This window comes from Micromonospora sp. ALFpr18c, from assembly GCF_008868155.1.
In the GTDB taxonomy this organism is placed as follows: Bacteria; Actinomycetota; Actinomycetes; order Mycobacteriales; family Micromonosporaceae; genus Micromonospora.
Map to the genome: position 1 here is coordinate 1 of NZ_WBKR01000026.1, position 26,130 is coordinate 26,130.

General features: G+C 69.8%; 24 protein-coding genes and 2 pseudogenes. 10 read left to right on the top strand and 16 right to left on the bottom strand.

Translation table 11 applies throughout. The annotated features are described in order from the left end of the window. Positions 1 to 100 precede the first annotated feature (100 nt). Complete coding sequence (locus F8271_RS07800) at positions 101 to 412, top strand: integrase core domain-containing protein (RefSeq protein ID WP_151488976.1); 312 nt, start codon at positions 101 to 103, stop codon at positions 410 to 412. Positions 413 to 442: 30 nt separating this feature from the next. On the opposite strand, the gene F8271_RS32240 is transcribed toward F8271_RS07800, so the two are convergent. The 6 genes and pseudogenes from F8271_RS32240 to F8271_RS07825 all read right to left on the bottom strand — a co-directional run bounded on the left by F8271_RS32240 (position 443) and on the right by F8271_RS07825 (position 5,059). Next, on the bottom strand, positions 443 to 619 hold the full coding sequence (locus F8271_RS32240; RefSeq protein ID WP_192580188.1) for a hypothetical protein: 177 nt from the start codon (positions 617 to 619) through the stop codon (positions 443 to 445). A 515-nt stretch (positions 620 to 1,134) separates the two neighbouring features. Continuing rightward, on the bottom strand, positions 1,135 to 1,599 hold the full coding sequence (locus tag F8271_RS07805) for a GNAT family N-acetyltransferase (protein WP_151488977.1): 465 nt from the start codon (positions 1,597 to 1,599) through the stop codon (positions 1,135 to 1,137). A gap of 190 nt (positions 1,600 to 1,789) precedes the next feature. Beyond that, positions 1,790 to 2,203, bottom strand: a complete 414-nt coding sequence (locus tag F8271_RS07810; protein ID WP_151488978.1) for a contact-dependent growth inhibition system immunity protein — start codon at positions 2,201 to 2,203, stop codon at positions 1,790 to 1,792. A gap of 508 nt (positions 2,204 to 2,711) precedes the next feature. Beyond that, a complete protein-coding gene (locus tag F8271_RS07815; RefSeq protein ID WP_192580189.1) occupies positions 2,712 to 3,935 on the bottom strand; it encodes a hypothetical protein in 1,224 nt (407 codons plus the stop codon). A gap of 146 nt (positions 3,936 to 4,081) precedes the next feature. After that, positions 4,082 to 4,159: pseudogene (locus F8271_RS34110) on the bottom strand (DUF1330 domain-containing protein); the annotation flags it as partial. Between the two features lie 132 nt (positions 4,160 to 4,291). After that, a complete protein-coding gene (locus F8271_RS07825) occupies positions 4,292 to 5,059 on the bottom strand; it encodes a TetR/AcrR family transcriptional regulator (RefSeq protein ID WP_151488980.1) in 768 nt (255 codons plus the stop codon). 110 nt (positions 5,060 to 5,169) lie between these two features. On the opposite strand from F8271_RS07825, the gene F8271_RS07830 reads away from it, so the two are divergent. Next, positions 5,170 to 6,366 carry a DUF418 domain-containing protein gene (locus F8271_RS07830; protein ID WP_151488981.1) on the top strand — a complete coding sequence of 399 codons (1,197 nt, stop codon included), beginning with the start codon at positions 5,170 to 5,172 and terminating at the stop codon, positions 6,364 to 6,366. Positions 6,367 to 6,443: 77 nt separating this feature from the next. Here the strand turns inward: F8271_RS07830 and zwf are convergent, their stop codons facing one another. After that, on the bottom strand, positions 6,444 to 7,937 hold the full coding sequence (gene zwf / locus F8271_RS07835) for a glucose-6-phosphate dehydrogenase (protein WP_151488982.1): 1,494 nt from the start codon (positions 7,935 to 7,937) through the stop codon (positions 6,444 to 6,446). Between the two features lie 298 nt (positions 7,938 to 8,235). Continuing rightward, entirely contained in the window at positions 8,236 to 9,294 is a 1,059-nt protein-coding gene (locus tag F8271_RS07840) for a toprim domain-containing protein (protein WP_192580190.1), read from the bottom strand. On the opposite strand from F8271_RS07840, the gene F8271_RS07845 reads away from it, so the two are divergent. From F8271_RS07845 to F8271_RS07855, 3 genes are all read left to right on the top strand, one after another. Next, a complete protein-coding gene (locus tag F8271_RS07845) occupies positions 9,265 to 9,726 on the top strand; it encodes a PhzF family phenazine biosynthesis protein (RefSeq protein WP_225854238.1) in 462 nt (153 codons plus the stop codon). The genes F8271_RS07840 and F8271_RS07845 overlap by 30 nt on opposite strands. 238 nt (positions 9,727 to 9,964) lie before the next feature. Then, a complete protein-coding gene (locus F8271_RS07850; protein ID WP_151488984.1) occupies positions 9,965 to 11,194 on the top strand; it encodes a cytochrome P450 in 1,230 nt (409 codons plus the stop codon). Continuing rightward, positions 11,191 to 11,418 carry a ferredoxin gene (locus tag F8271_RS07855; protein ID WP_151488985.1) on the top strand — a complete coding sequence of 76 codons (228 nt, stop codon included), beginning with the start codon at positions 11,191 to 11,193 and terminating at the stop codon, positions 11,416 to 11,418. Before F8271_RS07850 ends, F8271_RS07855 begins: the two co-directional genes overlap by 4 nt. Positions 11,419 to 11,613: 195 nt before the next feature. Here F8271_RS07855 and F8271_RS33780 read toward each other — a convergent pair whose 3' ends face one another. From F8271_RS33780 to F8271_RS07870, 4 genes and pseudogenes are all read right to left on the bottom strand, one after another. Then, positions 11,614 to 11,748: a hypothetical protein gene (locus F8271_RS33780; protein ID WP_255473660.1), complete on the bottom strand. Its 135-nt coding sequence runs from the start codon at positions 11,746 to 11,748 to the stop codon at positions 11,614 to 11,616. Between the two features lie 215 nt (positions 11,749 to 11,963). Next, entirely contained in the window at positions 11,964 to 12,389 is a 426-nt protein-coding gene (locus F8271_RS07860; RefSeq protein ID WP_151488986.1) for a hypothetical protein, read from the bottom strand. A gap of 376 nt (positions 12,390 to 12,765) precedes the next feature. Next, positions 12,766 to 13,032: a hypothetical protein gene (locus F8271_RS07865; protein WP_151488987.1), complete on the bottom strand. Its 267-nt coding sequence runs from the start codon at positions 13,030 to 13,032 to the stop codon at positions 12,766 to 12,768. Positions 13,033 to 13,163: 131 nt separating this feature from the next. After that, positions 13,164 to 13,652 (bottom strand): annotated as a pseudogene (locus F8271_RS07870) (DNA-binding response regulator); the annotation flags it as partial. Here F8271_RS07870 and F8271_RS07875 point away from each other — a divergent pair. Together F8271_RS07875 and F8271_RS07880 are read left to right on the top strand one after the other, a co-directional pair. Next, positions 13,636 to 15,327: a multicopper oxidase family protein gene (locus F8271_RS07875; protein WP_225854239.1), complete on the top strand. Its 1,692-nt coding sequence runs from the start codon at positions 13,636 to 13,638 to the stop codon at positions 15,325 to 15,327. The pseudogene F8271_RS07870 and the gene F8271_RS07875 sit on opposite strands and share 17 nt — an antisense overlap. A gap of 241 nt (positions 15,328 to 15,568) precedes the next feature. Beyond that, positions 15,569 to 18,754: a penicillin acylase family protein gene (locus tag F8271_RS07880; protein ID WP_151488989.1), complete on the top strand. Its 3,186-nt coding sequence runs from the start codon at positions 15,569 to 15,571 to the stop codon at positions 18,752 to 18,754. A 90-nt stretch (positions 18,755 to 18,844) separates the two neighbouring features. On the opposite strand, the gene F8271_RS07885 is transcribed toward F8271_RS07880, so the two are convergent. The 4 genes from F8271_RS07885 to F8271_RS07900 form a co-directional block, all read right to left on the bottom strand. After that, positions 18,845 to 19,399: a hypothetical protein gene (locus tag F8271_RS07885; RefSeq protein ID WP_151488990.1), complete on the bottom strand. Its 555-nt coding sequence runs from the start codon at positions 19,397 to 19,399 to the stop codon at positions 18,845 to 18,847. Between the two features lie 98 nt (positions 19,400 to 19,497). Continuing rightward, positions 19,498 to 21,345: a glycoside hydrolase family 15 protein gene (locus F8271_RS07890; protein WP_151488991.1), complete on the bottom strand. Its 1,848-nt coding sequence runs from the start codon at positions 21,343 to 21,345 to the stop codon at positions 19,498 to 19,500. Positions 21,346 to 21,440: 95 nt separating this feature from the next. After that, positions 21,441 to 22,265 carry an SAM-dependent methyltransferase gene (locus F8271_RS07895; protein WP_151488992.1) on the bottom strand — a complete coding sequence of 275 codons (825 nt, stop codon included), beginning with the start codon at positions 22,263 to 22,265 and terminating at the stop codon, positions 21,441 to 21,443. A gap of 185 nt (positions 22,266 to 22,450) precedes the next feature. Continuing rightward, positions 22,451 to 22,777: a DUF6331 family protein gene (locus F8271_RS07900; protein ID WP_151488993.1), complete on the bottom strand. Its 327-nt coding sequence runs from the start codon at positions 22,775 to 22,777 to the stop codon at positions 22,451 to 22,453. Between the two features lie 143 nt (positions 22,778 to 22,920). Here F8271_RS07900 and F8271_RS07905 point away from each other — a divergent pair, with 143 nt between their 5' ends. The 3 genes from F8271_RS07905 to F8271_RS07915 all read left to right on the top strand — a co-directional run bounded on the left by F8271_RS07905 (position 22,921) and on the right by F8271_RS07915 (position 25,984). Then, on the top strand, positions 22,921 to 23,523 hold the full coding sequence (locus tag F8271_RS07905) for a hypothetical protein (protein WP_225854242.1): 603 nt from the start codon (positions 22,921 to 22,923) through the stop codon (positions 23,521 to 23,523). Between the two features lie 77 nt (positions 23,524 to 23,600). Next, on the top strand, positions 23,601 to 24,830 hold the full coding sequence (locus F8271_RS07910; protein WP_151488995.1) for a MalY/PatB family protein: 1,230 nt from the start codon (positions 23,601 to 23,603) through the stop codon (positions 24,828 to 24,830). Between the two features lie 824 nt (positions 24,831 to 25,654). Next, entirely contained in the window at positions 25,655 to 25,984 is a 330-nt protein-coding gene (locus F8271_RS07915; RefSeq protein ID WP_225854243.1) for a hypothetical protein, read from the top strand. Positions 25,985 to 26,130 lie beyond the last annotated feature (146 nt).

The following is a 26,130-nucleotide window of genomic DNA, read 5'->3' on the forward strand; positions in this document are numbered from 1 at the left end:
GCCGTCGCCCTCGCGGTCAACAACCGGCCCCGCAAGAGCCTTGGCTGGAAGACCCCGGCCGAGGTCTTCGCCGAACAGCTAAGCTCGCTGGAACAGCCCGGTGTTGCAACAACCGATTGAACTCGCCCAGTACACCTCCACCGAGTTCCGCACCACCCTGACCAGCCTCAACATGCGGCCATCAATGGGACGGGTCGGCTCCTGCTACGACAACGCCGTCGCCGAATCGTTCTTCGCCACCCTCAAGGCCGAGATCGGCACCCGCGTCTGGGCAACCAGAGCCGACGCCCGGCGGGATGTCTTCGCCTACCTCACCTACTACAATCATCAACGTCTACACTCGACACTCAACCACCGCACGCCCCACGAAACGCGTGCCTGCTACCGTCAAGCCCACGCCCTCGCGGCATGAAACCCCGGTGACCGGTCCCAGGGTGGAACTTCAGACCTCGTCAAGAACATGCCGTGGTACGTAAAGGCGCACCGCGCCGTGATGCAGCGCCGCGAGCAAGCTCGTCAGGCTTGCGCGGCGGGTGCCTTCGAAGACCTCATTGACCAGCGCGCACGTGTCACCAACGAGGATCCGGGAGGTACTCAGCGGTGCGTGCGAAACGTTCACACGAGCAATGTAGGGCGGAGGTCCGACATGACGCATCGGCATATCGTCCGCCCCTGTTCAGTGGCGATTTGGCCGGGTCAGCCCAGACGTGGCTCATGCACATGCTCACGGCAACGAATACCTAGCGGGGGCCGGTCACCCAGCGGGAGCCGTGGTCGGCGGGGGTCGTCGGCGATGTTGGTGGGCATTGGTGCGACAACTCCTTTACTCGGCTGGTTTATACTTCAGGCGACCTGGACAAACGTGCGTGAGCATGCCGCTGGGCCACCGGACTACTGGGGGTCAAGGGGTCGTCGGTTCGAATCCGGCCGTCCCGACGCAGGTTAGAGGGCTGATCCGGATATCGGGTCGGCCCTTTCGCCGTTCTGGGGACCAAGATCATTAAAGTTGGAGCTCGCTGGCGCTGCTTAGCCGACGGTCAAGTCTCAAGTGTCCAGCCGGGATGGCTGCCGAATCGTTCGCTTTCTGGATCGAGGCGGCCCGCAAGCGGGCCGCGCCGGCCGGCCTGTCGTGAATCAGGGCAGAGTCAGACGGTAGACCTGTCGAGATCCACCTTCCGGACCCGGATCCGCAGCCTCCGAAGCAGTGAAGCCGAGGCGCTCGTAGAAGACGCGGGCACCACTGACGTAAGCACCCGGATGGTCTGCCCCGAAAGTGACGACTTCTACGCTGCCTGGCGGTCGCACGAACCTACGGAACGCGTCGCTCAGCAGTGCCCGCCCGACTCCTTGTCCCCGTGCCTTTTCCGAGACGACAAGCCAATGAACGTGGTGCACCGGGGGCTTCGCCGCGAACATCAGGCCGCCGAGGAGATCCGAGTCGGGGGACGCAGCGACGAGCGCAGTGGACCGGCGAATCTGCTTGGTGACGGCGTTGTGGAAGCCAAGATCCTCGACCATCGGGCCAAGCCAGTGCTCGACCTGAGCTGCCAGGGCGAGGAAGCCGGGGAAGTCTTGCTCTTCCGCGAGTCTGACGATCACGTAAGAAAGTCTGACAGGAACAAGGCCGGTCTCTGTGCACCAGGACCCCAAAGACCTCGGGGCTCCGCCCCGAACCCCGACCCTCAGAGATGCCGCCCGCGGGTCCCCTCGGCGGGCACCACAAGGGCTACCAGCCTCCCCGTCCGGGGAGGCTGGACGGTCTACGACTGCCCGACGAGGAGATTCGCTCTCATCGACCTAAGAATCGCAGGATGGCGTCACGAATCTCTCGGTACGGATCACGAGGCCTAAGGTCAGGATCGGAGAACGGGGGAGTAGCTACGAGCTTGGCCAGCACCAGCACCAACCTCTCGCGTTCCGCTCGAAGGTTCGACCAGGCCGAGCCGGGCAGCCGCAGCACGTTGCGGAGCAGGTTGCCCGGATAGTACTCACCTTCTGCCAGGGGCTCGCGGAGCAGGACTTGTACCGCGAGAGGCAGCAGAGCCGGCACACCGATCTCTTGCCCGAGCATGATGCGCAGGTCTTCAACCGTGAACTCAGCCAACGGCTTGCGTCGCAGTTCGGTGCAACGTCTCACGAGGAACGTGTCGTCCGGGTGGGGCTCCGGCCACACGTCCCGTTCAAGCTGCTCGACGGTCGTCACGGCGGTCAGGGTAGTCCGCACCAACCTGGGATGCCGACGAGGATGGCGGGCCATCCACGGGCCACAAGGTGGTGTCGCGGGAGGCCAAACGAGGCCATCGCCGGCCAGGTCGACAAGGCGAAACGCCATGCCCTGAGCCGATCTTGTGCAATTCCCAAGCTGACAGTCGGCCCGTGCCCGTTGCGTGCCCGTCGCGATGGGCGACGGCGGTGAACGGCGGTCAGTTCCTGGGTGTAGATATCGGCATGAAGCAGGCCGAGCCAGGTCATTGCCGAACGACTTCGGGCCGTGTCCACATTTCCTCCCGGTGCGCCCCACCCGTGTCAGCGTCCCGGGGACCAAGTGGGGACCACGCGGCCTGCACGATGGTGCGCGGCACGACGTGGACCGCACGGCCTGATCTTGGGGAAAGCGTGTGTGGCGTGCGTGGACGTGTGGCGAACGGGGGAAGCTCAAATACACGCCCCTGCCAGTCCCAACCCTGGAGCAGGTGGCCCGGCCTCGCCGGTCAGCACTGAGACGGCGTCAGTGCCCGGAGGGGAAGGACCGCCAGCCGGGCCACCGCCTGGACGTACGGCACGTACACATCGGGATCCGCGTGGTCCACCATTGGCGTGCGCACGTGGCGGTACATCCCGTACTGCTCCGTGTAGGAGATCCAGGCGGGCACGAGGCTGTTCGCGAAATCCTCGGGGCCTTGCTTCCACCACCTGTGCCGCTGTGCCATGCCGTTGGCGATGCTCTCGGTGGTGACCGTGGCGAACTGGTACCCCGACATGGTCGGCGTGAACAGCCTCCGGTCCGGCAGGTACAGGTCGTAGTCCCACCTCCCGCCAAGCAGATGGCCGACCGGCATGTCGGGCGGGACGCGCAGTACCGCGCTGTCGGGCAGGCCCGACCAGTCGAACGCGATCCACCAGCCGAAAAGCTGCTCGTTGGGCGCTTCCTTGTCGGCTATCAGGCCGGGTCTGCCCGCCGCGTCCAGCGCGGCAGCGGTGGCGTTGATCGCCTCAAGGATGTCGCGCACGGCCCCGGCGCGCGCCTGCTCGTTGCGGACCGACGCGCGCAGGCCCGACCACCACACGCCGACGTCGGCCACCTGCGCCACCAGCTCCGCCGGCCAGCTCGCCGGCTCGTCGCCGGTGGCCGCCAGCTCGCGCGGGGTCGGCCCGTCGGGCAGCGGCCGGTCCGCAAGCGCCTGACGCCGCTCCCACTCTCGGAACCGGACCTCGGCCTTCTGCCGCCGGCGCTCCTGCTCCTCGTACGCCCGGACGCCGGCCGCACGATGGGCCGCCGCCTGCTCCGCCAGCCGCCGCTCGATGACCTCTCGGACCGGCCCGTAGGCGGTGTCGGCCGCGCGCACTCGGGCCAGGTGGACCTCCCTTGCCTTCGCGTACGCGGCTCGCGCCAGCCCGCCGGTCAGCCGCCGCCGTCGCCGGCGCGACGTCCGCTGGGCGACCACGCGCAGTTCGGCGGCGGCTGCGGCGACCGCGTCCAGGTATTTGCTCGCCGCCGCGGTCCAGTCGGCGATCTCGTCCGAGGTGGCGGGCGGGTCCACCGGTTTGTGGGACATCGCGTTGCCGAGTGACTTCCGCAGCGGGCCCGAACGCCAGTCCGGCTCCTCGGCAAACCAATAGAGCGTGTGGGATTCCGCGCTGTACGCCGAATAGCTGTGCCATGAGATCCGGAAGGCCACCACCCGATCATGCCCCAGTCCCACACCGAATGCCATCTGTCCACATCGATCTGGTCAGCCCCGGGCTGCTGCTGCGCCGGTCGATGCAGGTCGCTGGTGCGCGCGCGGCGCCTGGGGAATCTTGGCACCGCCGCTCGGAGGCGTCTCTCGTACGGTAAAAGCGAAAAAGATCCAACGCACTCCGCCAGCGTGTTGTAGGCAGTCAGCGTCTCAGGGTCGGAAATGGCGGGGTAGACGCTGACCCAGTAGCCCTTGGCCATGGAAACCTCCTGTGTTCGACCGGACACGTCCGATCCGTGCCATCGCCAAAGCCCTGTCGCACGAGCTGCACTGGCTGCCGGACTGACGCGCACGAGGTCAGGCGAGACGGACGGGGTGCAGCTTGGACGATCTCACGGGTTCGCGACGATGGGCGTCGGCCGATCGTCAGCCTTGCGGGCTATGAGCGCTTCGATGCCGTCGAGCAGCAAGCTGATGCCGAAGGTGAAGTCGGCGTCGTCGATCCAGACCTCGGCCGCGCCGAAGGCGTTCGCCCGAACGGCGTCGTCGAGCGCCGGGAACTCGGCGGGGTCGAGCACAGCGCCGAGGATCTCGCCGTACTCGACCAGCCCGCCGACCTCCTCGCTCACGGTGCCAGTGGTCGCGGTCATCGCGTGGGTCAGGGCCGCCTGACGCGAGGCGTACCCGGTCAGGGTTGTGGTGATGTTGATGCCCTCGGCGTGGCTGAGGCCGGTGCTCTCGAGCGCGGCGAGGGCCCGGTCGAGCCAGCGCAGCGTGCGCGGGCCGAGCGGCGGGGCGTGCTGGCCGAGCGTCAGCAGCCAGGGCCGCTGGAGGAGGAAGTCGCGGTTGGCCCTCGTCCACCCGGTCAGGTAGGGCCGCCAGGCCCGGCCGTTGATCGGGGGCGGCTCGGGGGTCGCCGCGTCGGCCATCACGACGAGCAGTTCCTCTTTGCTGCCGACGTAGCGGTACAGCGACATGGTCGCCACCCCGAGCTCCGAGGCGAGACTGCTCATCGTCACACCCTCCAGGCCGTCACGGTCGGCCAGCCGCACCGCGGCACCGACAACGGTGTCCAGCTCGAGGCCGGGTCGGGGGCCACGCCTGGAGGGGATCTCGCGCCCCCACAACCGGGCCACGACGGGTGGGAGCCTGCGTTCCACGTCCCTGACCTTTCCCCTAAGTCGGCCGCCCGGTCTTGTCCTCAACGCTCCGACCAGAAACTCTGTATTGCATACAGTGTACGCGATACAGAGTTTTGGGAGGTACGGGTATGACAAGACGTGTCCTGGACGTGGACGCTGTTCGAGGCTTCGCACTTCTCGGCATCTTCGCGGTCAACGTCACCTTCATGGCGTCGGGCTTTCCCGGAAATCTGGTGACCGATCCCCGCTTCAGCTCGGCTCTGGACGACCTGGTCCGCGCGCTGTCCTCAGTGTTCATCGACATGAAGTTCTATGTGCTGTTCTCGTTCCTCTTCGGCTACAGCTTCACGCTGCAAATGGCCGCGGCCGGCCGGGCCGGCGCATCCTTCACGGCCCGCATGCTGCGCCGGATCGGCGGCTTGTTCATCATCGGCGCGCTCCATACGGTTCTGCTCTACGGCGGCGACGTCCTTATGACGTACGCGGTGGCCTGCGTCGGCCTGCTGCTGCTCAGGAAGACCAGGGACCGTACGGCGATCGGCGTCGCCGTCGGCCTCTATGTGATCGTGCTGGCCGGTCTGGTCGCCGGCGCGTTCCTGATCGACCGGACGGCGTATTTTCCCAGCGAGGCGCAGGCGCTGGTCAACGGCGAGGCGGCCACCAGGGCGCTTCTCGGCGGCTGGGCCTCGAACATCGGCGAGCACCTGGCCGGCCTGCCGCTGCTGATCTTGCAGGCGGTCACCCTGCAGGGCCCGACCGCCCTGGCGCTGTTCCTGCTCGGCATGGTCGCCGGCCGCCGGCAGTGGCTTGCCCGGATCACCGGCAGCGAACCTGTCCTCCGCCGCCTCCAGCGAATCGGCTTTCCGATCGGCCTACTCGGCGCCCTCGTCTACACCACAGCCGGCGGCAACGGCAACTCCCTCGGCGTCGCCGCCAGCGTGGCGACTGCCCCACTGCTCACCGCGGCGTACGTGGCAACGCTGCTGCGACTCATGCACAGCCGCCGGACGAGCCTCATCAGGTCCGCGCTCGCCCCCGCTGGCCGGATGTCGCTGAGCAACTACATCGGCCAGTCCCTGATCGGCCTGATCGCCTTCTCCGGCATCGGGTTCGGGCTGGCCGGCTCGCTCTCGCCACTGGAGCTGTTCGCCTTCGTCGCGGCGGCCTTCACCGGGCAGCTGGTGTTGAGCGCGCTCTGGCTACGCCGGCTGCGATACGGACCGCTGGAATGGGCGCTACGGTGGCTCACCATCGGTCAGCGCCCGACGCTCGTGGCGCCCCCGGACGGGCGGCCCCTGCCGGAGGGGCGACACATGCGAGTGTGACCTCCCCTCCAGGATGTCCGCCGCGGTTACGGCCAGGCCGTGGCGGACGCCCGGCGGTTTCCGGGGCACCGGTTGGGTCACGCGGTGTTGCGCCAGGTGCGGCCGTGCCGGCCGATGAGCCGGTCGGCGTCGGTCGGGCCCCAGGAGGCGGCCTCGTAGGTGGGGATCGGCGAGTTGTCCTTCGCCCAGTTGTCGATGATCGGGTCGACGATCCGCCAGCACTGCTGCACCTCGTCGCTGCGGATGAACAGCGACGCGTCACCGATCAGCGCGTCCAGGAGCAGACGCTCGTACGCCTCCGGGGACTCCTCGACGAACGTCTGGTCGTAGGAGAACTCCATCGTGGCGGTGCGGACCCGGAAGGAGTGGCCCGGCACTTTGGCACCGAAGCGCAGCGAGATGCCCTCGTTGGGCTGGATCCGCAGGATCAGCGCGTCAGCATCGAGGCCGGTGAGCTGATCGGTCGGGATCGGCAGGTGCGGCGGCCGCTGGAACTGCAGTGCCACCTCGGTGAGCCGGGCCGGCAGGCGCTTGCCGGTGCGTACGTAGAACGGCACTCCGGCCCAGCGCCAGTTGTCCACGTTGAGCCGCATAGCGGCGTAGGTTTCGGTTCGGGACAGGGGGTCGACGCCGGCCTCCTCGCGGTAGCCGGCCATCAGCTCCTCGCGGGTACCGCCCCGGGTGTACTGTCCCCGGACCGCGGCCTCGGCGATGTCCCGGTCGGTGGGGAGCCGGATTGCCTGCAGCAGCTTCACCTTCTCGTTGCGCAGGCCCTCAGCCTCGAATGAGGCCGGTGGCTCCATCAGTGCCAGCGCGAGGACCTGGAGCACATGGTTCTGCACGATGTCCCGCATCGCCCCGGCATCCTCGTAGAAGCCGCCGCGGCTGCCGACGCCGAGGGTCTCGGCGACGGTGATCTGCACGTGGTCGACCCACGAGCGATCCCAGATGGGCTGGAAGATCGAGTTGGCGAAGCGCAGCGCCAGCACGTTCTGGACGGTGTCCTTGCCCAGGTAGTGATCGATACGAAAGACCTGGTGCTCGTCGAACGCGCTGTGCACGACGCCGTCGAGCTCGCGGGCCGTGACCAGGTCGCGTCCGTACGGCTTCTCGATGACCAGGCGGGAGAAGGAGCCGTCGCGTGGTTGGTTGAGCCCGACACCGGCCAGTCCGTTGATCACCGGCTCGAAGGCTCCGGCCGGGGTGGACAAATAGAAGAGCCGGTTGCCGGACGTGCCCCGCCGTGCGTCCAGCTCGTCGAGGGTCTCCACGAGCCGCTTGTAGGTCTCCGGGTCGTCGTAGCCGCCGGCCACGTATCGCACGCCGCCCTGGAGTTGGCGCTTACTGGCGAGGGTGCGTTCGCCGAGGGCGCTCTCGGCGAACTGCTCGTCGGTCATCGGCGTGCGCGCGACGCCGACCAGCGCGAACTGGTCCGGCAGCCGCTCATGCCGAGCCAGGCTCTCGACCGCGGGCAGCAGCTTACGCCGGGTCAGGTCACCGGAGGCACCGAAGATCACCAGCGTGGCCGGCGGGGCACTCCGCTCCTGGATGAGCTGAGACGCGTGGTCCATGGTCTGCGTTCCTCCGGGCACAAAGAGGGGGTGGGGGTGACGTGCTGTCATGCCAGGAATCGTGCGGCTGTGGCGGTGGTGACCGGGGGCCACGCGGCGTGGGCCCGTTGGTCGCCGAACTTGAGCGTCGCATGCCGGGCTGATGGGTGGGCGACCAGGTGGCGACTCGGTGCGGGCAGTGCCACCGCGTCACAGCCTGGCAACCGCGACCTCGGTCGCCTGGGCGATGAGGGCGTTGTCGTATTCGGCGTCGTTCTCATCGCGGCTGGACGGGACCGAATCTCTGCGGGTCTGCTCGTCATGCCGTCTCGGGCCCCGCGCTTGCGTCGGTGCCGGGCGGGACATGTCGTATCGCGTCCTCCACGTGTTCGAGCGCGGCGATCACGACGGTGTCGACGCCGGTGCCTGTGTGGGCGACGATGCGCCGGCCGACCCGGACCGCCTCGTCGGGGCTCGTCGCCTCGAACAGCAGCGGCACCAGGGCGCGCACCGCTGCGCACCTGCCGCCAATGTCCTCCAGCAGCCGAGGGTGCCGGTTGACGAGCCGGGCGAGGCGGTGGTCGACCACCGCATCGAGCATGGGCACCGCCCGCCGCTGCAGCGCGGCCCGTAGCTGAGCCCGGCCGTCCGGCCGCCGCAGCAGGTCGGCGGGGTCAGCGCCGGCGCTGAACTCGGCCGCGCGCAGCGGGCCGGGCATGCGTTGCTGCCGGAGTAGCTGCCAGGCGCGGTCCACCGCCTTACGGCCGGCCGGGTCGCCATCGAATGCCGCCACGACGCCCCGCCCGGCGCCGGGTAGCTCCCGTAGGATCGCGGCTTGGGTGTCGGTCAGCGCAGTGCCGCAGGGCGCGAGGGCGACCGCGCCGGAGCGGCCCGACCGGGAGTACGACAGCCACACCGCAAGAACGTCAGCGGGCCCCTCGACAAGGACCGGCACCCACCGTGCGTCGAGGCGCTCCTGCTGCTCCGCGACACCGAACAACAGTCGCCCCTTGGTGTAGATCGCGGTGTCCGGGCTGTTGATGTACTTCGGCACACCGTTCGCGGAGCCAGGGCCCGCGCGACCGAGGAACGCCACCGCATGTCCGACCTCGTCGCGCACCGGGAACATGATCCGGTCCCGGAACATGTCGATCAGTCGATCCGGATGCCGCCGGCTGTGCGTCGACAAGCCCGCACCGACCAACTCCTCCGCCGTGAAACCGGCGGCGATCAGGTGGCGCGTCAGCGAACTCCACCCTGGTGGGGCGTACCCAACCCGCCAGGGCCACTCCCGCTGAACAACAACACCGAGGCCGCGTCCGGCGAGGTAGGCGCGCGGACCGCCCGCGTGATCGAGCTGGGCACGGTAGTACGTCACCGCGGCCTCGGCGGCTGCCAGCAGCCGCGCGGGCTCGAGCTGCTCGTACCGGTCAGATCGCTGCCGAACCTGTTCGCCATACGGCCCGACCTACGTCGACTCGCAGCCGAATGCCGCCGTCTCGGCTATCTCGGCTGCTTCGTCTACCAGCTCGGCCCGACCGGCGGCGCAGCGACCGCGCGCATGTTCGCACCAGCGATCGGCGTCGACGAGGACGTCGTCAACGCCAACAGCACGGGATGCCTCGCCGCGCACCTGTTCGCGAGCCGCGGCCAGAGCAGGATCGACGTCGAGCAAGGACACACCGCCGGCCGCCCCTCGTCAGTCTTCGCCACCGCCTCCGCCACCCCGGAAGGCATCTCCGCCAGGGTTGGCGGGATGGCGACCATCCGATCCGGTCCCGACGGCACGGCAGGCGGGGAAGCGCCGTAGGTCACCTGCTGCCGTCCTCCCACGTCGATTCCGCGGCCAGCGCCAGCCCATCTTGCCGAAGCTCGGCAACGGGCCCGCCTCCATGGCGATCATCGACATCTCTCGCTACGATCCGATATCGGAATATCACTGAGCGTTGATGCGTGACTCTTCGCAAGCCCTGGCCGCTGGCAATCCGGCACCGTAGCGACCGTGGTGCCGGCCTGAGGATCACGCCGTCTCGACGAAGGGAATCCGGATGACGGAGAGCGCGCAGACCGCCGACAGCCGAGTCGTTCCGCCCGCGCGGCCGTACCCGTTCAGTGTGCCCGACCGCCTCGTCGTCGATCCGACCTATGGCGAGCTGCGCGAGAACGAGCCGATGACCCGGGTGAAGCTCCCCTACGGCGAGGAGGCGTGGCTCGCCACCCGGTACGAGGACGTCCGCACGGTCCTCGGCGACGTGCGGTTCGGCCGCGCCCCGGCCGTCCAGCGCGACGAGCCCAGGCTCACCCCGCGCCAGCAGTACAGCGGCATGCTGACCATGGACCCGCCCGATCACACCCGGCTGCGCCGGCTGGTGGCGAAGGCGTTCACGGCACGGCGGGTGGAGGCGCTGCGACCCCGAGCCCAGGAGATCGCCGACGCACTGGTCGACGACATGGTCCGGATCGGTCCTCCGGCCGACCTGGTGGAGCACGTTGCCACGCCGCTGCCGATCCAGGTGATCTGCGAGCTGCTCGGAGTCCCGTACGCCGACCGCGACCGCTTCCACCTCTGGTCCGAGGCGATCGTCTCGACCACCTCGCTGCCGCCGGAAACGATCCAGGAGTACCTGAACAATCTCTGGGGCTACATCGGTGATCTGGTCGCCGAGCGCCGCCGCGAGCCGGGTATCGACGACCTGCTCGGCGTGTTGGTGCGGGCCCGCGACGAGAATCAGGATCGGCTCAGCGAGACCGAGTTGGTGGAGTTGGCCGCAGGGCTGCTCGCGGCCGGCCACGAGACCACGGTGACCCAGGTCCCCAACTTCGTCTACGTCCTGCTGAACAATCCGGACCAGCTCGCACGGCTGCGGGCCGACCCGTCGCTGGTGCCGGCCGCCGTCGAGGAACTGTTGCGGTACGTGCCGCTCGGCGTCGGCTCCTCCTTCGCCCGGTACGCCAAGGAGGACGTCGAGGTCGGCGGGGTGCTGGTTCGGGCAGGTGAGCCGGTTCTGGGCTCCCTGTCGTCGGCGAACCGGGACGGTGCCGTCTTCGCCGACCCGGACCGGCTGGATCTCGGCCGCGAGCAGAACCCGCACCTGGGCTTCGGGCACGGCGTCCACCACTGTGTCGGCGCGCAACTGGCCCGGATGGAGTTGCAGGTCGCCGTCGCCACCCTCGTGACTCGCCTGCCCGGACTGCGGCTCGCCGTGCCGGAGGCCGAGCTGCAGTGGAAGCGCGGCATGTTGGTGCGGGGTCTGCTCGGCATGCCGGTGGCCTGGTGAGTACCGCCTGGCGGATCGGGGTGGACTCGCGCCGCTGCATCGGCACGAGCATCTGCGCCGGTACCGCGCCCGAGCACTTCCGCCTGGTCGACGGCCTGTCCGCGCCGCTGGCCGACGTCGTCGCCCCGGCCGAGGTCATCATCGACGCCGCCGACTCCTGCCCGGTGGAAGCGATCACGGTCCGCGACGCCGCCGACGACCGGCTGATCGCCCCGGAGGAGTGACCCGACACGCAGCGCGGCCGTCTGCGCACGGCCCAGTGCCGAAGGAGTGACCGACACCGAGCCCGGCCGACGGCGCACGGTCCGGTGTCAGTCGCCGAGATGCTGGATCAGGAACTCGCCGGCGTCCGTGAAGGCCTTGGCCTGGTTGTCGCGGCGGAGCAGGCATTGGCCTTCGTCCGGGAAGACCTCGTACCGTCAGCGCCCGGTAGGCACGATGTTTGAGGAGTGCCCGTTCTGCTCGTCGCGCTTCAGGCGCTTCGCAGTCTGCTTCTCCTTGATCGTCTTACCCTTCTTCTTGACGTTCGCCTTGGTCGTCGAGTCCTTGGACATGATCGAACCTCCTGGAACAGGTCGGTGAACGTGCAGCGTGGTACTCGCCTGATCGCGGCGTGCAGGTGACGGAAGGCCCGCGGCTGGCGGGCAGTCTTCCACTGCATGCCGACCCTACGCTGTTCCAGCTCTTACCGGCGGTGGGAAGTGCACCGCCGGTCGTGGGGCGATATTTCGTGTCGCCCTACCGGAACGACATCCATTCCTCTGATCCGTCAGCCGCCCGGGCAGCGGTTGTCCCCGCCACTGTGTTCCACGCAGTGCCCGGGCGGGCCGGGCGTCGGTGCCGGTGCCGAATCGAGGTCCCAGCCGGAGAGGACGGCGATCGGTACGGCGGGCACGGCGATCACGACGGTCAGCACCAGGAAGACGACGGCGGTGCGTGTCAGCCGTAGCCGGTACGCGACGAGCGCGATGACGGCCGGCCCGGCGGTCGCCACCAGCCCGACGACCAGCAGAGCATGTCTCACCCGACGTTGGAGGTCCTCGACCTCGCCGGTCTGGCCGTCGTAGCTGACACTCCACTGCTCCAGGCTGATACCCACCACCGACACAGCCGCCGCGATCAGCCCGCAGATCCACACCAGGACCAGGAATCCCACGAGCGGGCCGCCCCGTCGACCGACCGCTTCCGACGTCATGCGGTCCAGCCTCGACGGCTGCACCCCGCCCGGGCATGAGTCGAGGTACTCAGGTTTGCGCGGCAAGGACGCGGGGGCGCTCCACCCGGTCGCACGGGTTGCCGCCGGGGGGTGAGGTCCGCACCGGTACGAGAGTGGTCACTCTGCGACGATCGCAGCATGACCAGTCACGCTGGTGACGAGCCCTGTCCCGAGTGCGGGCACGCGTCCCGGGTGCCCCCGAGGCCGGACGGTCGGGACCTGTCTATCTGCGCGTCCTGCATCTACGAGGAGGACGAGGGGCTACGCGATGTCGAAGCCATGTGTACGAGGGTTGTTCCGGTGGCGGACCGCTCAGCCAGCTCCATCGGGTAGCCCCACCCTCACAGCGAGGACGTCAGCCCATCCGGCACCATATCTCGTCACGTACCAGCGGAACGAACGCCGAACGGCCCCCGTCATCCACGGCCACCACCATGCGGATACGCCCATCGCCCTCGTCGAGGGCGTAGCTGACCACGCTGTACCGCTTGCCGTCCTCGCCAAGCACCTGGCGTACGTCCTTGTCGTCGAGCATCGCGCGCCACTCGTCGTGGCTGACGCGTTGCCACTCCGCCAGACGTGCGTCGGCGAGCCGCGCTGCTGTCTCCGTATTCAGCCCCACGTACTCAAGCCTCTCACCCGGACGACGCCCGCCGCACGAACGTCATCGGGCGGTGGACGCCGGTCCGGTCGGTGGCATGCCGCGAGGGTCGAACCGAACGAGAAGACGACCAGGGGCAACAGCGGAGAACGTCACCGGCGGCGTGGCGTGACCAGTCCCGATTCGTACGCCCACACGACCAACTGGGCGCGGTCGCGGCAGTGCAGCTTCGCCATCGCCCGGTTGACGTGTGTCTTGGCGGTCAACGGACTGATCACCATCCGCTGGGCGATCTCGTCATTGGCCAGCCCGCGGGCGACGAGTTCGACGATCTCCTGTTCGCGGGCGGTCAGAACCTCGCGTCCGGCCGCCGGCTCGGCCGCCGGCTCGGCCGCCGGCTCGGCCGCCGGCTCGGCCGCCGGTGGACCGGACACGAACTCGCTGATGAGCGTCCGGGTGACGGCCGGGGCGAGCAGCGCGTCGCCGCGAGCCACGACGGCAACGGCCTGCAGCAGGTCGGCGGGGTCGGCGTCCTTGAGGAGGAAACCGCTGGCGCCCGCGTGGAGTGCGGCGAACACGTAGGAGTCGAGCCCGTAGTTGGTGAGGATGAGGACGCGGACCGCGGTGAGGTCGGGGTGGCTGGGCGGTGGCGCGGCGTCCGCCGCGCGGCGTCGCCCGCTCGCGCTGGGGCTGGCGGTCCTGGCGCTGCTCGCCACCCTCGCCCGGGCGGTCACCATCACCGCGCTCGCCCGCGCCGGCTGGTGGTTCGCGGCGGAGAAGATCCTCATCGCCGCCCCCCTGTCGCTCGCGGCGGTGGCCGTCGCCGGGCCGCGGCTGCTGCGGGCCCCGGGCGACATCCGGTCCGTCGCGGTCGCGCTCCTGTTCGCCGGGTACGCCCAGAGCGCCGCCCTGCTCGTGACGCTCCTGCACGGCTATCCCGCGTCGGCGGGAGTGGGACTGCTGGCCGTCGCCGGGGTGCTCGCGGCCACCGCGGTCTCCTGGCTCGCCCTCGGGGCGCGCCCGTCCCGCACGATGTCCCGAGTGGCCCTCGGGCTGGCCGCCGCGGCGCTGGTCACCGGAACCGGGCTGGTCGTCGCCCCGGGCGCCGCGCCCGGCGTACCGCATGCTCACGCAGATCGGGATGCGCGGACCGTCGGCGAACCGACCAGGCGGTTCACGCTGACGGCCGCGACCGCCACGGTGCGGGCGGGCGGCCGGGACGTCGCGGCGTGGGCGTTCAACGCGCAGGTCCCCGGCCCGGAGCTGACGGCCGCCGTCGGCGAGGTCATCGAGGTGACGGTGCGCAACCGGGACATCGATCGGGGCGTCACGCTGCACTGGCACGGCTACGACGTGCCGAACAGCCAGGACGGTGTGCCCGGCGTGACCCAGGCGGCGGTCCTGCCCGGGCAGGAGTTCGTCTACCGGTTCCGTGCCGACCAGGTCGGGACGTACTGGTACCACACGCATTCGGTCTCCGACGTCGGCGTGCGGATGGGCCTCTACGGTGTCCTGGTGGTGCACCCGGCACCGGTGACCGGCGTCGACGTCACGGTGCCGGTGCACACGCTGGCGGGCCGTGCGCTGCCCGAGCCGAGGACGGAGGCGGTCGGGGCGGGAGTGCCCGTGCGGCTACGGCTGATCAACACCGACAGCACGACCCACCGGTACGCGTTGGCCGGTGCTCCGTTCCGCGTCGCCGCGATCGACGGATCCGACCTGCGCGGCCCGACCTCGCTGGTGGACACCGCCGTGCAGATCCCGGCCGGGGGCCGCTACGACCTGGTGTTCACCGCGCCCGCCACGCCGGTGGCGCTGTTCGTCGACGGACGGGCCGTCTACTCGACCGGGCCGGTGTCGGCGGTGACCGCCGCCTGGCCGGTGCTGGATCCGCTCACCTACGGCGTCAGTTCGCCGGTGCCATGGCCGCGGTTCGACAGGCGGTTCACCCTCGTTCTCGACCGTGGTCTCGACCTGCACGGACTGCTTCCGCGCTACGCCCACACCGTCAACGGCGCGGCCGACCCGGACATCTCGCCGCAGGTCGTCCGCCTCGGCGACGTCGTGAGGTTCACGATCGTCAACCGGTCCCCGGTCGTGCACCCGTGGCACCTGCACGGACATCACGTCCTGATCCTGTCGCGCAACGGCCGGCCGGCGACCGGCAGCCCGTTGCGGTGGGACTCCTTCGACGTACGCCCCGGCGACGTGTGGGAGGTGGCGTTTCGGGCCGACAACCCGGGGATGTGGGCAAACCACTGCCACAACCTGGCGCACGCCGAGGCCGGGATGATGCTGCACCTGATGTACTCGTGATTCTCGGTGGGACGCCCGTCGGTCGAGGTGGTGAACGCGACGGGCGGTGGATGGCGAAACGTCGGCATTGGCGCGTGGTGAACGACGGCTATCCCGGACGGTGGTCCTGCATCGATCATTGCGACAGATCGATGTGAGTCATTCTCACCTCCTGGTGGACGCCCGGGCGCGGAGGGCGAGAGGTCGGCACCGGCAGCCGGGCGTACCGTACGGCCCGACTCCGCGTCCCCGGAGGATCGCCATGCCCAGACCCACAGTTCGTGCCCGACTCGCGGCGCTCACCGCCGCCACGTTGACCGCGAGCGTCCTGACGGTCACCCCGCCGTCGCCGGCGCTCGCGGCCACCACCTTCACCCCCGACGACTACTGCCTCGGCCAGTGCGCCGACATCCTGCCTCCCGGGCAGAACGGCAACGCCACGCTGGTCGCCATCCTGGCCCACCAGGCGCTCGGCACCCGCCCGGCACACTCCAGCGACCAGCTCGACGAGTACGCGAACCTGGTCTACAACTACGCCGGGCTGACCGACGAGCAGATCGCCCACTTCTACAACGACGCCTCGTTCGGCGTCCCCGCCGCCCAGGTCGAGAGCACCGTGTCGCCACGCTCGGACGTCACCATCGTGCGTGACAAGGCCACCGGCGTCCCACACGTCACCGGCACGACCCGCGCCGGCACCATGTTCGGCGCGGGCTACGCCGGGGCTCAGGACCGGCTCTGGGTGATGGACCTGCTGCGCCACGCCGGCCGCGGCACGCTCACCTCGTTCGCCGGCGGCGCACCCGGCAACCGCGAGCTGGAGCAGAGCATCTGGGCCAACTCGCCGTACTCGGAGGCGGACCTGCAGGCCCAGGTGGAGGCGCTGCGCACCAAGGGCGCCCGGGGCCAGCAGCTCTACACCGACGTCGTCGACTACATCGCCGGCATCAACGCCTACATCGACAAGTCGATCGCCGACGACAACTACCCCGGCGAGTACGTGCTGGCCGGCGCCGGCAAACCGACGCACTTCACCATGACCGACCTGATCGCCACCGCCGGTGTGGTCGGCGGGCTCTTCGGCGGAGGTGGCGGCAGCGAGATCCAGTCCGCACTGGTCCGGGTGGCCGCCCGAGCCAGGTACGGGGCCACCGAGGGCGACCGGGTCTGGCAGGCGTTCCGCTCACAGAACGACCCGGAAACGGTGCTCACGCTGCACGACGGGCAGAGCTTCCCGTACGGCGCGACACCACCCGGTGCGACCGGCGCGGTGCTTCCGGACGCCGGCACGGTGACCGCCGAACCCCTCGCCTACGACGCCAGCGGCGGTGCCGCCGCCCGCACCGGCGGCAGCACCGCCACCCAGGGGTTGCTCGGCGGCCTGGCCAACCTGCGCGCGCACGGCATGTCCAACGCCGTGGTGGTCTCCGGGCGGCACACCACCACCGGCAACCCGGTGGCCGTGTTCGGCCCGCAGACCGGTTACTTCGCCCCGCAACTGCTCATGCTCCAGGAGCTGCAGGGGCCGGGGATCAGCGCCCGCGGTGCCGCGTTCGCCGGGCTGAACCTTTACGTCCTGCTCGGCCGCGGCCAGGACTACGCGTGGAGCGCCACCTCCGCCTCCCAGGACCTGACCGACACGTACGCGGTGCCGCTGTGCACCACCGACGGCAGCGCGCCGACGCTGCGCACCAACCGCTACCTCTACCACGGGCAGTGTGTCGCCATGGAGGCGTTGGAGCAGCGCAACTCCTGGTCGCCGACGCTGGCCGACTCCACCCCGGCCGGCTCGTACACGCTGCGCGCACTGCGCACGAAGTACGGGCTGGTCGCGTACCGGGGGTTGGTGAACGGGCAGCCGACCGCGTTCACCAAGCTGCGCTCCACCTACCGGCACGAGGCCGACTCGGCGATCGGCTTCCAGGCGTACAACGACCCGTCGGCGATGGGCAGCGCGGCGGCGTTCCAGGCGTCTGCGGCCAGCGTCGGGTACGCGTTCAACTGGTTCTACGTCAACTCGACGGAGGCGGCGTACTACAACTCCGGGTCGAACCCGGTCCGACCCGCCAGCGCCGACCCGAATCTGCCGACGAAGGCCGAGCCGGCGTACGAGTGGGCCGGCTGGAACCCGGACACCAACGACGCCAGCTACACCCCGGCTTCGGCCCATCCGCAGTCGGTCAACCAGGACTACTACGTCAGCTGGAACAACAAGCAGGCGAAGGACTTCGGCGCGGCCGACGGCAACTTCAGCTTCGGCTCCGTACACCGGGCTCAGCTGCTCGACGGCCCGGTGCGCGCCGCGATCGCTCAGCGCAAGCTCGGCCGCGCCGACGTCGTCACGATCATGGCGGACGCGGCGGTGACCGACCTGCGCGGCCAGCAGGTTCTCGGCGAGCTGCTGCGGGTGCTGGACAGCGCGCCGGTCACCGACCCGGCGCTGGCCGACGCGATCGGCAAGCTGCGGGCCTGGCAGCAGGCCGGCACCCGACGGGTGGAGACGGCCCCCGGCTCAAAGGTCTACCAGCACGCCGACGCCATTCGGATCTTCGACGCCTGGTGGCCGCTGCTGGCCTCGGCCGAGTTCCGCCCCGGCCTCGGACCGGACCTCTACGCCGCGCTGGTCGATGCCATCGAGGTGAACGAGGCGCCGTCCGGCGGCCAGAACGGCGGCCGTGACGGCACGGTGAGCTGGGCGTTGCAGGGGCAGGCGCACAAGGGCTCGTCGTTCCAGCACGGCTGGTGGGGCTACGTCGACAAGGACCTGCGCACCGTGCTCGGCGACCCGGTGGCCGGCGGCCTGGGCCGCGCGTACTGCGGCAACGGCAACCTCGGCGCCTGCCGGCAGGCGTTGCTCGACGCGCTCGGCCAGGCCGCGACGGTGCCGGCCGGCACGGTCTATCCCGGCGACAAGTCCTGCGGGGCCGGTGACCAGTGGTGCGCCGACTCGATCGCCCAGTCCGGCCTGGGCGGCATCACCCACCCGCTGATCGCCTGGCAGAACCGCCCCACCTACCAGCAGGTCGTCTCGTTCCCGGCGCGTCGGGGCGACGACCTCACCAACCTGGCCCAGGGCCGCCCGGCCACCGCGTCGAGCACCCAGTTCCTGACCAGCTACACCCCGGGCAAGGCGGTCGACGGCAGCCTCGGCAGCCGGTGGGCCAGCAGTTACAACGACAACCAGTGGCTCCGGGTCGACCTCGGCGCGGCCCGCACCGTCAGCCGGGCGGTGCTGCGGTGGGAATCCGCTCACGCCACCTCGTACCGGATCGAGGTCTCCGGCGACGGCAGTTCCTGGACGCCGGTGTTCGCCACCACCACCGGCGACGGCGGCGTCGACAACGCCACGTTCGCCCCGGTCAGCGCCCGTTACGTTCGGGTGTACGGGGTCAAGCGGGCCACCTCGTACGGGTTCTCGCTCTACGAATTCGAGCTCTACGGACGGTGACCCTGACCGCGGGGCCGGCGGGAACCACCCGCCGGCCCCGCGGGGGCGTGCGGCGTCGGGCTGCCACCGGTCGCCCAGGTGCGACTGGGGTCAGCTCAGCGTGAAGGACGTGTCGTCGACGTCGAAGGCCGTGGTGCCGTTGCCGGCCGTCTCGCTGGCGACGAAGCTGACCGTCGCGGTGCGCTCGGTCGTCGCCGTCCCGGTCGACATGCTGTATTGACGCCACTGCGACCCGCCGTCGAAGGCCAGCGAGAACCTCGTCTTCGGAGGTATCCCGGTGACCGCCATCCCGACGTTCAGGTAGTCACCGCGGGTGGTTTCCGTGGTGGTGGTCCGCACCGAGAAGCGGACCGTCAGGTCGCAGGTGGCCGGCACGGTGACGGTGGTGCGCAGCAGATCGCCCCGCGTCACGTCCAGTCCCGCGAAGGTGGCGTACGCGTGGCCGGTGTGCGCGGGCCGGGTCGCGTCGCCGACCACGACGATGCGGGGCCCGGCGGTCCAGCCGGTGGCGCCGCGCTCGAACCCCGGGTTCGGGTGGATCTGCCCGGCGCAGGGCACGTCGGCCGCCGGCTGGCCGTAAGTTGCGCCGCTCGTCGCCAGAAGCAGCAGGGCTGCCGCCGAGGCGGTGGTGACGAAGACCTTCATCAGTCCTCCCCGTGTCGATACATTCGTAGCTGTCGATGCAGGTTGACCATGCGTGATGGACGCCGACGCGTCAAGCCCTTCCCGGGGACCGGCCCGCGCTACCGGCGGCTGCGGGCGGCGGCCTCCTCGTCGAGCAGGTCGTTGAGCGTCAGCGCTGAGTTGATCAACGAGAGGTGACTGAACGCCTGGGGGTAGTTGCCGATCTGCTCCCCGGTCTCGGCGATCTCCTCGGCATACAGGCCGAGGTGGTTGCTGAAGGTGAACATCTTCTCGAACGTGAGTCGGGCGTCGTCGAGGCGGCCGGATCGGGCCAGCGCCTCGACGTACCAGAAGGTGCACATGTTGAACGTGCCCTCATGGCCGGGGAGCCCGTCCGGGGAGTGGACCGGGTCATACCGGTGGACCAGGCTGTCGGAGACCAGTTCGCGTTCGATCGCCGCCAACGTGGACTGCCACAGGGGGTCGCTCGGGGTGACGAAACCGACCGACGGCATGGCGAGCAGGGCCGCGTCCAGCACGCTCTCGTCGTACGCCTGCACGAACGTGCCACGGCCCCGGTCGTATCCGCGAGCCATGACCTGGTCGTAGATGTGGTTGCGTTGCTCGGTCCAGCCGGTGACGTTCCCGGGCCGGCCGGTCCGAAGAGCCAGGCGGACGGCCCGGTCCAGTGCGACCCAGGACATCACCCGGCCGAAGGTGTAGTTACGGGGGTGGTGGCGGCTCTCCCAGATGCCGGCGTCGGCCTGATCCCAGTGCTCGCAGAGCCAGTCGACAAGCCGGACGGTGCTCTTCCACACCTGGTGCGAGACGCGGATACCCTGCTCGTCCGCGAGATGCATGGCGTAGAGCGCCTCGCCGTGGATGTCGAGCTGGAGCTGGTCGGCGGCACCGTTGCCGATCCGCACCGGCCGCGAGCCGCGGTAGCCCTCCAGGTGATCGAGAACCTCCTCGTGCAGGTCGGAGGAGCCGTCCACCCGGTACATGATCTTCAGGGGGTCCTGCATGTCGCCGGCCTCGCGGATCCGCTCGTCCAGCCAGTCCATGTACCGGCTGACCTCCTCGGTGAAGCCGAGGCCGAGCAGCGCGTGCACCGAGAACGACGTGTCCCGGACCCAGGTGTAGCGGTAGTCCCAGTTGCGGGTGCCGCCCACCAGTTCGGGCAGCGCGGCGGTGGGCGCCGCGATCATCGCGCCGGTCGGCGCGTACGTCATGAGTTTCAACGTGATGGCGGAGCGCTCGACCATCTCCCGCCAACGGCCGGTGTAACGGGAGCGTTCGAGCCAGCGCCGCCAGTAGTCCCGGGTCCACTCGAACATGCCCTGGATCTCCTCGGGCGGGATGATCCGCGGCTCGGTGCCGGCAGTCTCCAGGACCACCCCGCCGGTGTCGCCCTCGTTCAGGGTGCCGTACCCGACGAGGTCGCCGCCCTCAATGCGGATGCTGCCGCGTTCGGAGATCAACCGCCGTGCCGGGTCGACCGGGTTGAATGTCAGCGACGTCGACCGGCCGCGAAAGACGTAGCCGTTGCGGTGGGTTTCCAACCGATGCTCTTCGCGGGCGTAGTCGAACCGCGGCCGGCACTCCACCCGGAAGCGCATGCTGCCCCGGACCATGGTGACGATGCGGACCAGACGGTGCGCGTCGGTGGCCCGCTCGCCGGTGACCGGCATGAAGTCCATCACCTCGGCCACCCCGTCGGCGCTGATGAACCGGGTGATCAGGATCGGTGTGCCGGGGAGGTAGAGCTGTTTGGTCACGTACCGCACGTCGTGCGGCGCGATCCGGAAGTAGCCGCCCTTCTCCTTGTCCAACAGGGCGGCGAAGATGCTCGGCGAGTCGAAACGCGGTGCGCAGAACCAGTCGACCGTCCCGTCACACGTCACCAGCGCGGCGGTCTGCAGGTCGCCGATGAGTCCGTGATCCTCGATCGCCGGATAACTGTCCACGTCTCTCCCCGGTTCGGCTGCGTCCTGCGCATCGAACCTAGGGGGAGAATTGTCGAGTCAGGCGAGATTCACGTTCCGCCACCCGGCCGCGTGCGTCAGCGCTTGCGGGCGACCCCAGCGAGCATGGTGTGGTAGCTGTCCTTCTGCTCGGCTACGGCCTCGCCGTCGGGCCGCCACTCGGCCAGCGGCACCAGCCCCGGCTCGATCAGCTCGAAGTCGCCGAAGAACGCCTCGATCTCGGCACGCCGGCGCCAGCGCCCGGTGCCGAGGCTCTCGTTGAACACCCGCTCGGCGTCCCGCACCTTCGCGGACGTCTCCGGATGCTCCTCGGCCGGATCCCAGAAATGAATGATCGCCAGATGGCTGCCGGGCGGCAGCGCGTCGCGCAGGGTCGCCGCGATCGCGCCCGGGTCCTCCGCGTCGTTCAGATGGTGCAGGACCGAGAAGAGCAGCAGACCGATCGGTTGGGTGAAGTCGAGCCTCTCCCGCACGACGGCGTGCCCGAGGATCGTCTCGGGGGAGCGGATGTCCGCCTCGATCAGCACGCTGGTGCCGTCGCCGGCGAGCAGCGCGTGCCCGTGCACCAGCACCGACGGATCGTTGTCGACGTAGACGACCCGCGCCGCCGGATCGACCTCGTGCGCGACCTGGTGCACGTTGGTCTCGGTGGGTAGCCCCGAACCGATGTCGAGGAACTGCCGGATGCCGGCCTCGGCCGCCAGATGACGCACCACCCGGCGCAGCAGGGCCCGGCACGCGCGCCCCGCCTCCTGCGCGTCCGGCATGATCTCCAGCGCGCGCTGCGCGACCATCCGGTCGACCGCGAAGTGATCTTTGCCGCCGACGAAGAAGTCGTACACCCGGGCGATGCTCGGGGTGGAGACGTCGACGCCCAGGGGTGCTGCCTCGTCCGCGGCCATCCTTGCCCTCCCTAGAGGAATCGCAGGGTCCGGCATCGAGGATAATCGAGGGACGTCGTTGCGGTGGGGCCGTAGTCGTCCTCGCCAGGTGCGCAAGGGGCGTAATCGGGGCCCTGGGTCCAGGTCCACCACGGTGATGCCGTTTCCAGGCGTCAGTTGACGACAGTCCGCATCACGTGGACCACTCATGCCTCGTCCGCGGTCGCCAGTCCCGCCTCGAACGCGGCCAGGAAGTCCAGCAACTGACGCCGCCCGGCATCGTCGTACGTGCGGTGGTTCAGGAAAGTCGACGTGACGCGTTGTGAGCGATCCTCGACCACCTCGATCAGCTCGGCGAGCTGAAGCCGAGCCTCGAGCACCGCGTCCGGGCCCACCCGCCGGCACCACGCCCCGATGAGGGCGGGATCGGTGGAGACGGCGTCGATCCCGCAGCACCCGCGGACACACACGACCTCGCAGAAGATGATGCACTGGCTCAGGGGCGATGGGACCTCGACCGACACGTACGTCACTGCCGCTCCCTCCCCGGGCCCGCCGCCGGCCACGGGTGGCCGATGATAGGCGAAGCCTCCTCGCGCGTGCCGGCAGTGTCCGAGCTGGCTCCGCCGGAGGGTGCCAGACTGTTCCGGGCTCCGACCATGGGGGATCCATGTCCGTGGACCTGCAGGCAACGACGCCGGTCGCCTTCTCCGTCGCCGCTCTGGTGAGGACGACCCGGGAGATCCTGACCGAGCTGCTGGGCGGCTGTCCGGTGCCGGTGATCGCCGTACGTGCCGGCCGCCGGCACGACCGCGGGAGGTTGGTCGATCCGGGTCGGGTGCTGACCCCGGTCGAGCAGGAGACGACCATCGTGGGCACCGATCTGGTGGGGCCCGACTACGCCCGCTCCGGCCCGGACTACCACGTCGTGGTGGGCGACGAGGACGACGGCGCGTCCCTGCACACCAGCGCGTACCCGGCCTGTCCCGAGTTCGATGAGCCCGCACAAACCGTCCTGTGGTGCACCCCGGACCGGACCTGCGTGGGCGTTACCGTCGGGGCGGCAGTGACGCTGGCGGCGGCCATTCGCGGTGGCGGCCAGATCGAGGAATGCCAGCTTCAGCTGTTTCCGGTCAGCGATCCACGGGCGGCGATCCAGGCGCTGCGACTGAGTGACGCGGGAACGGGGTTCGTCGACCAGTGCGTGCGGTTCGTGCGTGCGATCGACGCGCTCAACGGCTGGCCACCGACGGTCAACGCCGCTGTGTGGCCCCGGTGAGGACGCGGCGTACTCGGCCTGGCGGCGCAGGCGGTCGACGGGGCGCGCCAGGCGTCGGGGCGCAATAGGCTTCGGCCATGAGTGGCCTGCCGAGCGGCGTCCGAGACGCGGTGAATCCCCTTCGCCAGCTCACGATCGACCAACTCCGGCAACGGACGAGCCTCAAGTGGCGGGAGTATCCGGCCGACGTGCTGCCGCTGTGGGTGGCCGAGATGGATGTACCGCTGGCCGACCCGGTCGTCCGGGCGATCACCGACGCCGTCGCGCGCGGCGACACCGGCTACACGGCCGGCTCGGCGTACCCCCAGGCGCTGGCGGAGTTCGCCCGGCGGCGGTGGGGTTGGGACGGGCTGGCCGTGGAGCGCACCGCGGCGGTGCCCGATGTCATGCACGGCGTCGTCGAGGCGCTGCGGCTGGTCACCGAGCCGGGGGACGCGGTGGTCGTCAACTGCCCGGTCTACCCGCCGTTCTACGAGTTCGTGGCGCATGCCGGCCGCCGGATCGTGGAGGCGCCGCTCGGCGCGGACCTGCGGATCGACATCGGCACGCTGGAGGACGCGTTCCGGCAGGCGCGGGCCGACGGGCGGCCGGCGGCGTACCTGCTGTGCAGCCCGCACAACCCGACCGGCGTCCTGCACACCGGGGACGAGTTGGCCGCCGTCGCCAGCATGGCCGGGCGCCACGGGGTGCGGGTGATCGCCGACGAGATCCACGCTCCGGTGGTGCTCCGCGGAGCGCGCTTCGTGCCGTACCTCTCGGTCCCCGGCACCGAGGACGGCCTGTCGCTGATGTCCGCCTCCAAGGGGTGGAACCTGGCCGGCCTGCGCGGTGCGCTGCTCATCGCCGGCCCGGCCGCGGCGGCGGACCTCGCCCGCGTCCCGTTCGGCACCATGGTCAGCACCAGCCATCTCGGCGTGATCGCCCACACCGCCGCCTTTCGCGACGGCGACGAGTGGCTCGACGCCTTGTTGACCGGCCTGGACGACAACCGCCGGCTCCTCGCCGCACTGCTCGCCGAGCACCTGCCGGCGATCCGTTACCGCCCCGGTCAGGCCACCTATCTCGCCTGGCTCGACTGCCGCGCCCTGGGTCTCGGCGACGACCCCGCCGCCGTGTTCCTCGACCGTGGTCGGGTGGCGCTCAACTCCGGCACGGCCTTCGGCGCCGGCGGCGCCGGTCACGTCCGGCTGAATCTGGCCACCGCGCCGGAGCTGATCACCGAAGCGGTACGCCGGATGGCCGCCGCCGCCGCGCCACCGGCGCCCACCGCAACCTGTTCACCGCATGCGAGCCCAGTACCGCAGTGATAAGCGTCGAGCCGTAGCCTCACCACGGATCCTGCCTCGCCTGCACAATCACACTCGAGCTTCCATCAACACACGCATCGGAATGAACCGTTCCGCAACGCTACGCGTTGAAGATGCAGATCGCATAGAGGAGGATGTCGTCCCCATGACACAGCCAGACCACCCGAAACAGCCGGAAAAGAACCTTCCGTTGGTGAGGAGGAACGCCAACGGTTTCTTCGAACCGATCGCCAGCACACCTCCCCTGCTGCCGCCTGAACCGGGACATCACGTCATCTTGGAACCAGTGGCGTCAGCCGGCCTAGTACAGAAAGCATTGAACTTCTTTTTACGAGGGAAGACAGCACCTCCCAGTGGCCAGAGCCCACAAGGAGAGCCAGCGTCCGATCCCAGGCGCGGCTACCCGGCCGTTGCCCCCGCTACGGCCAGGACGGCGCCGCCGAGGGCTGCAGAAGCTCCTCGACAGGACCTCGGCCCGCACGCAACCGGTGCCCCGACTTCCCGAAGGGGACAGCGGACCGTGAGGCCGGACAGCGGCCTCGCGTTCGGCCCCTGGAACGGCTTCGCGTCCCTTGCAGGACTCGAATCTCCGGCAGCGCGACAGTCAGGCGCACCCGCCACCAGCCAGCACAAAGCCTCACCTGGCGGCCAACCCCCACTGAGGCCGGGAAATCCGTCGATCGACTCCGCGCCCCCGAGGACTCGCTCGCCTCGCTGACCGTCCAACAGGACGCCGATGAACACCCGCAGCTCAACCCATACGAGCTGAGCATCGGCGATCCTGACCCGGCCCGTGATAGAGCTGAGCTGAGGAGCACCGAACGATGGACGACCGGACCCGCGCACTCCTCGACGCGGCCGTACGCGAACAGCTCCATGCCCACGGGCGGATCCTGCCGCCGTGGCGAGCCCACCCGCAGATCGAGCGGTACAGCATTGGCTGGCGCATGGGCGACGGTGAGTGGCATCTGATGGTGTGGTGGCACTGGTGGGAGGCCGCGCCCATGGACGAGGCTGAGGGGATCGCCTACTTCCAGGCCGATGAGCCGCCGCGCGCGTGGCGGGACTGGGTCGCGCACCAACTCTGGCCGGAAATGGACATCGGCGAAGGCGTACGCCGGCTGGCCGAGCATGGGATCGGCACTGCGGGGTGACGATGTGTGCTGACCGGAGATGGGCTGCCACAGGTGCGGCGCCGTCGTAAGCGCTGGTCACGCCCGCGGTCCCCCAATCGGCTCGTGACATGATGGCGCCCATGGGGAAACAACAGGACGTCGGCGGGCCCAATCGTCACAGTGCG

What these genes read in the sequence shown, in the direction of transcription:
- zwf (WP_151488982.1), bottom strand. Translation starts at nt 7,937, where the DNA reads ATGGACCACGCGTCTCAGCTCATCCAGGAGCGGAGTGCCCCGCCGGCC.
- F8271_RS07910 (WP_151488995.1), top strand. Translation starts at nt 23,601, where the DNA reads ATGAGTGGCCTGCCGAGCGGCGTCCGAGACGCGGTGAATCCCCTTCGC.
- F8271_RS07850 (WP_151488984.1), top strand. Translation starts at nt 9,965, where the DNA reads ATGACGGAGAGCGCGCAGACCGCCGACAGCCGAGTCGTTCCGCCCGCG.
- F8271_RS33780 (WP_255473660.1), bottom strand. Translation starts at nt 11,748, where the DNA reads ATGTCCAAGGACTCGACGACCAAGGCGAACGTCAAGAAGAAGGGTAAG.
- F8271_RS07915 (WP_225854243.1), top strand. Translation starts at nt 25,655, where the DNA reads ATGGACGACCGGACCCGCGCACTCCTCGACGCGGCCGTACGCGAACAG.
- F8271_RS07880 (WP_151488989.1), top strand. Translation starts at nt 15,569, where the DNA reads ATGCCCAGACCCACAGTTCGTGCCCGACTCGCGGCGCTCACCGCCGCC.
- F8271_RS07895 (WP_151488992.1), bottom strand. Translation starts at nt 22,265, where the DNA reads ATGGCCGCGGACGAGGCAGCACCCCTGGGCGTCGACGTCTCCACCCCG.
- F8271_RS07830 (WP_151488981.1), top strand. Translation starts at nt 5,170, where the DNA reads ATGACAAGACGTGTCCTGGACGTGGACGCTGTTCGAGGCTTCGCACTT.
- F8271_RS07885 (WP_151488990.1), bottom strand. Translation starts at nt 19,399, where the DNA reads ATGAAGGTCTTCGTCACCACCGCCTCGGCGGCAGCCCTGCTGCTTCTG.
- F8271_RS07815 (WP_192580189.1), bottom strand. Translation starts at nt 3,935, where the DNA reads ATGGCATTCGGTGTGGGACTGGGGCATGATCGGGTGGTGGCCTTCCGG.
- F8271_RS07860 (WP_151488986.1), bottom strand. Translation starts at nt 12,389, where the DNA reads ATGACGTCGGAAGCGGTCGGTCGACGGGGCGGCCCGCTCGTGGGATTC.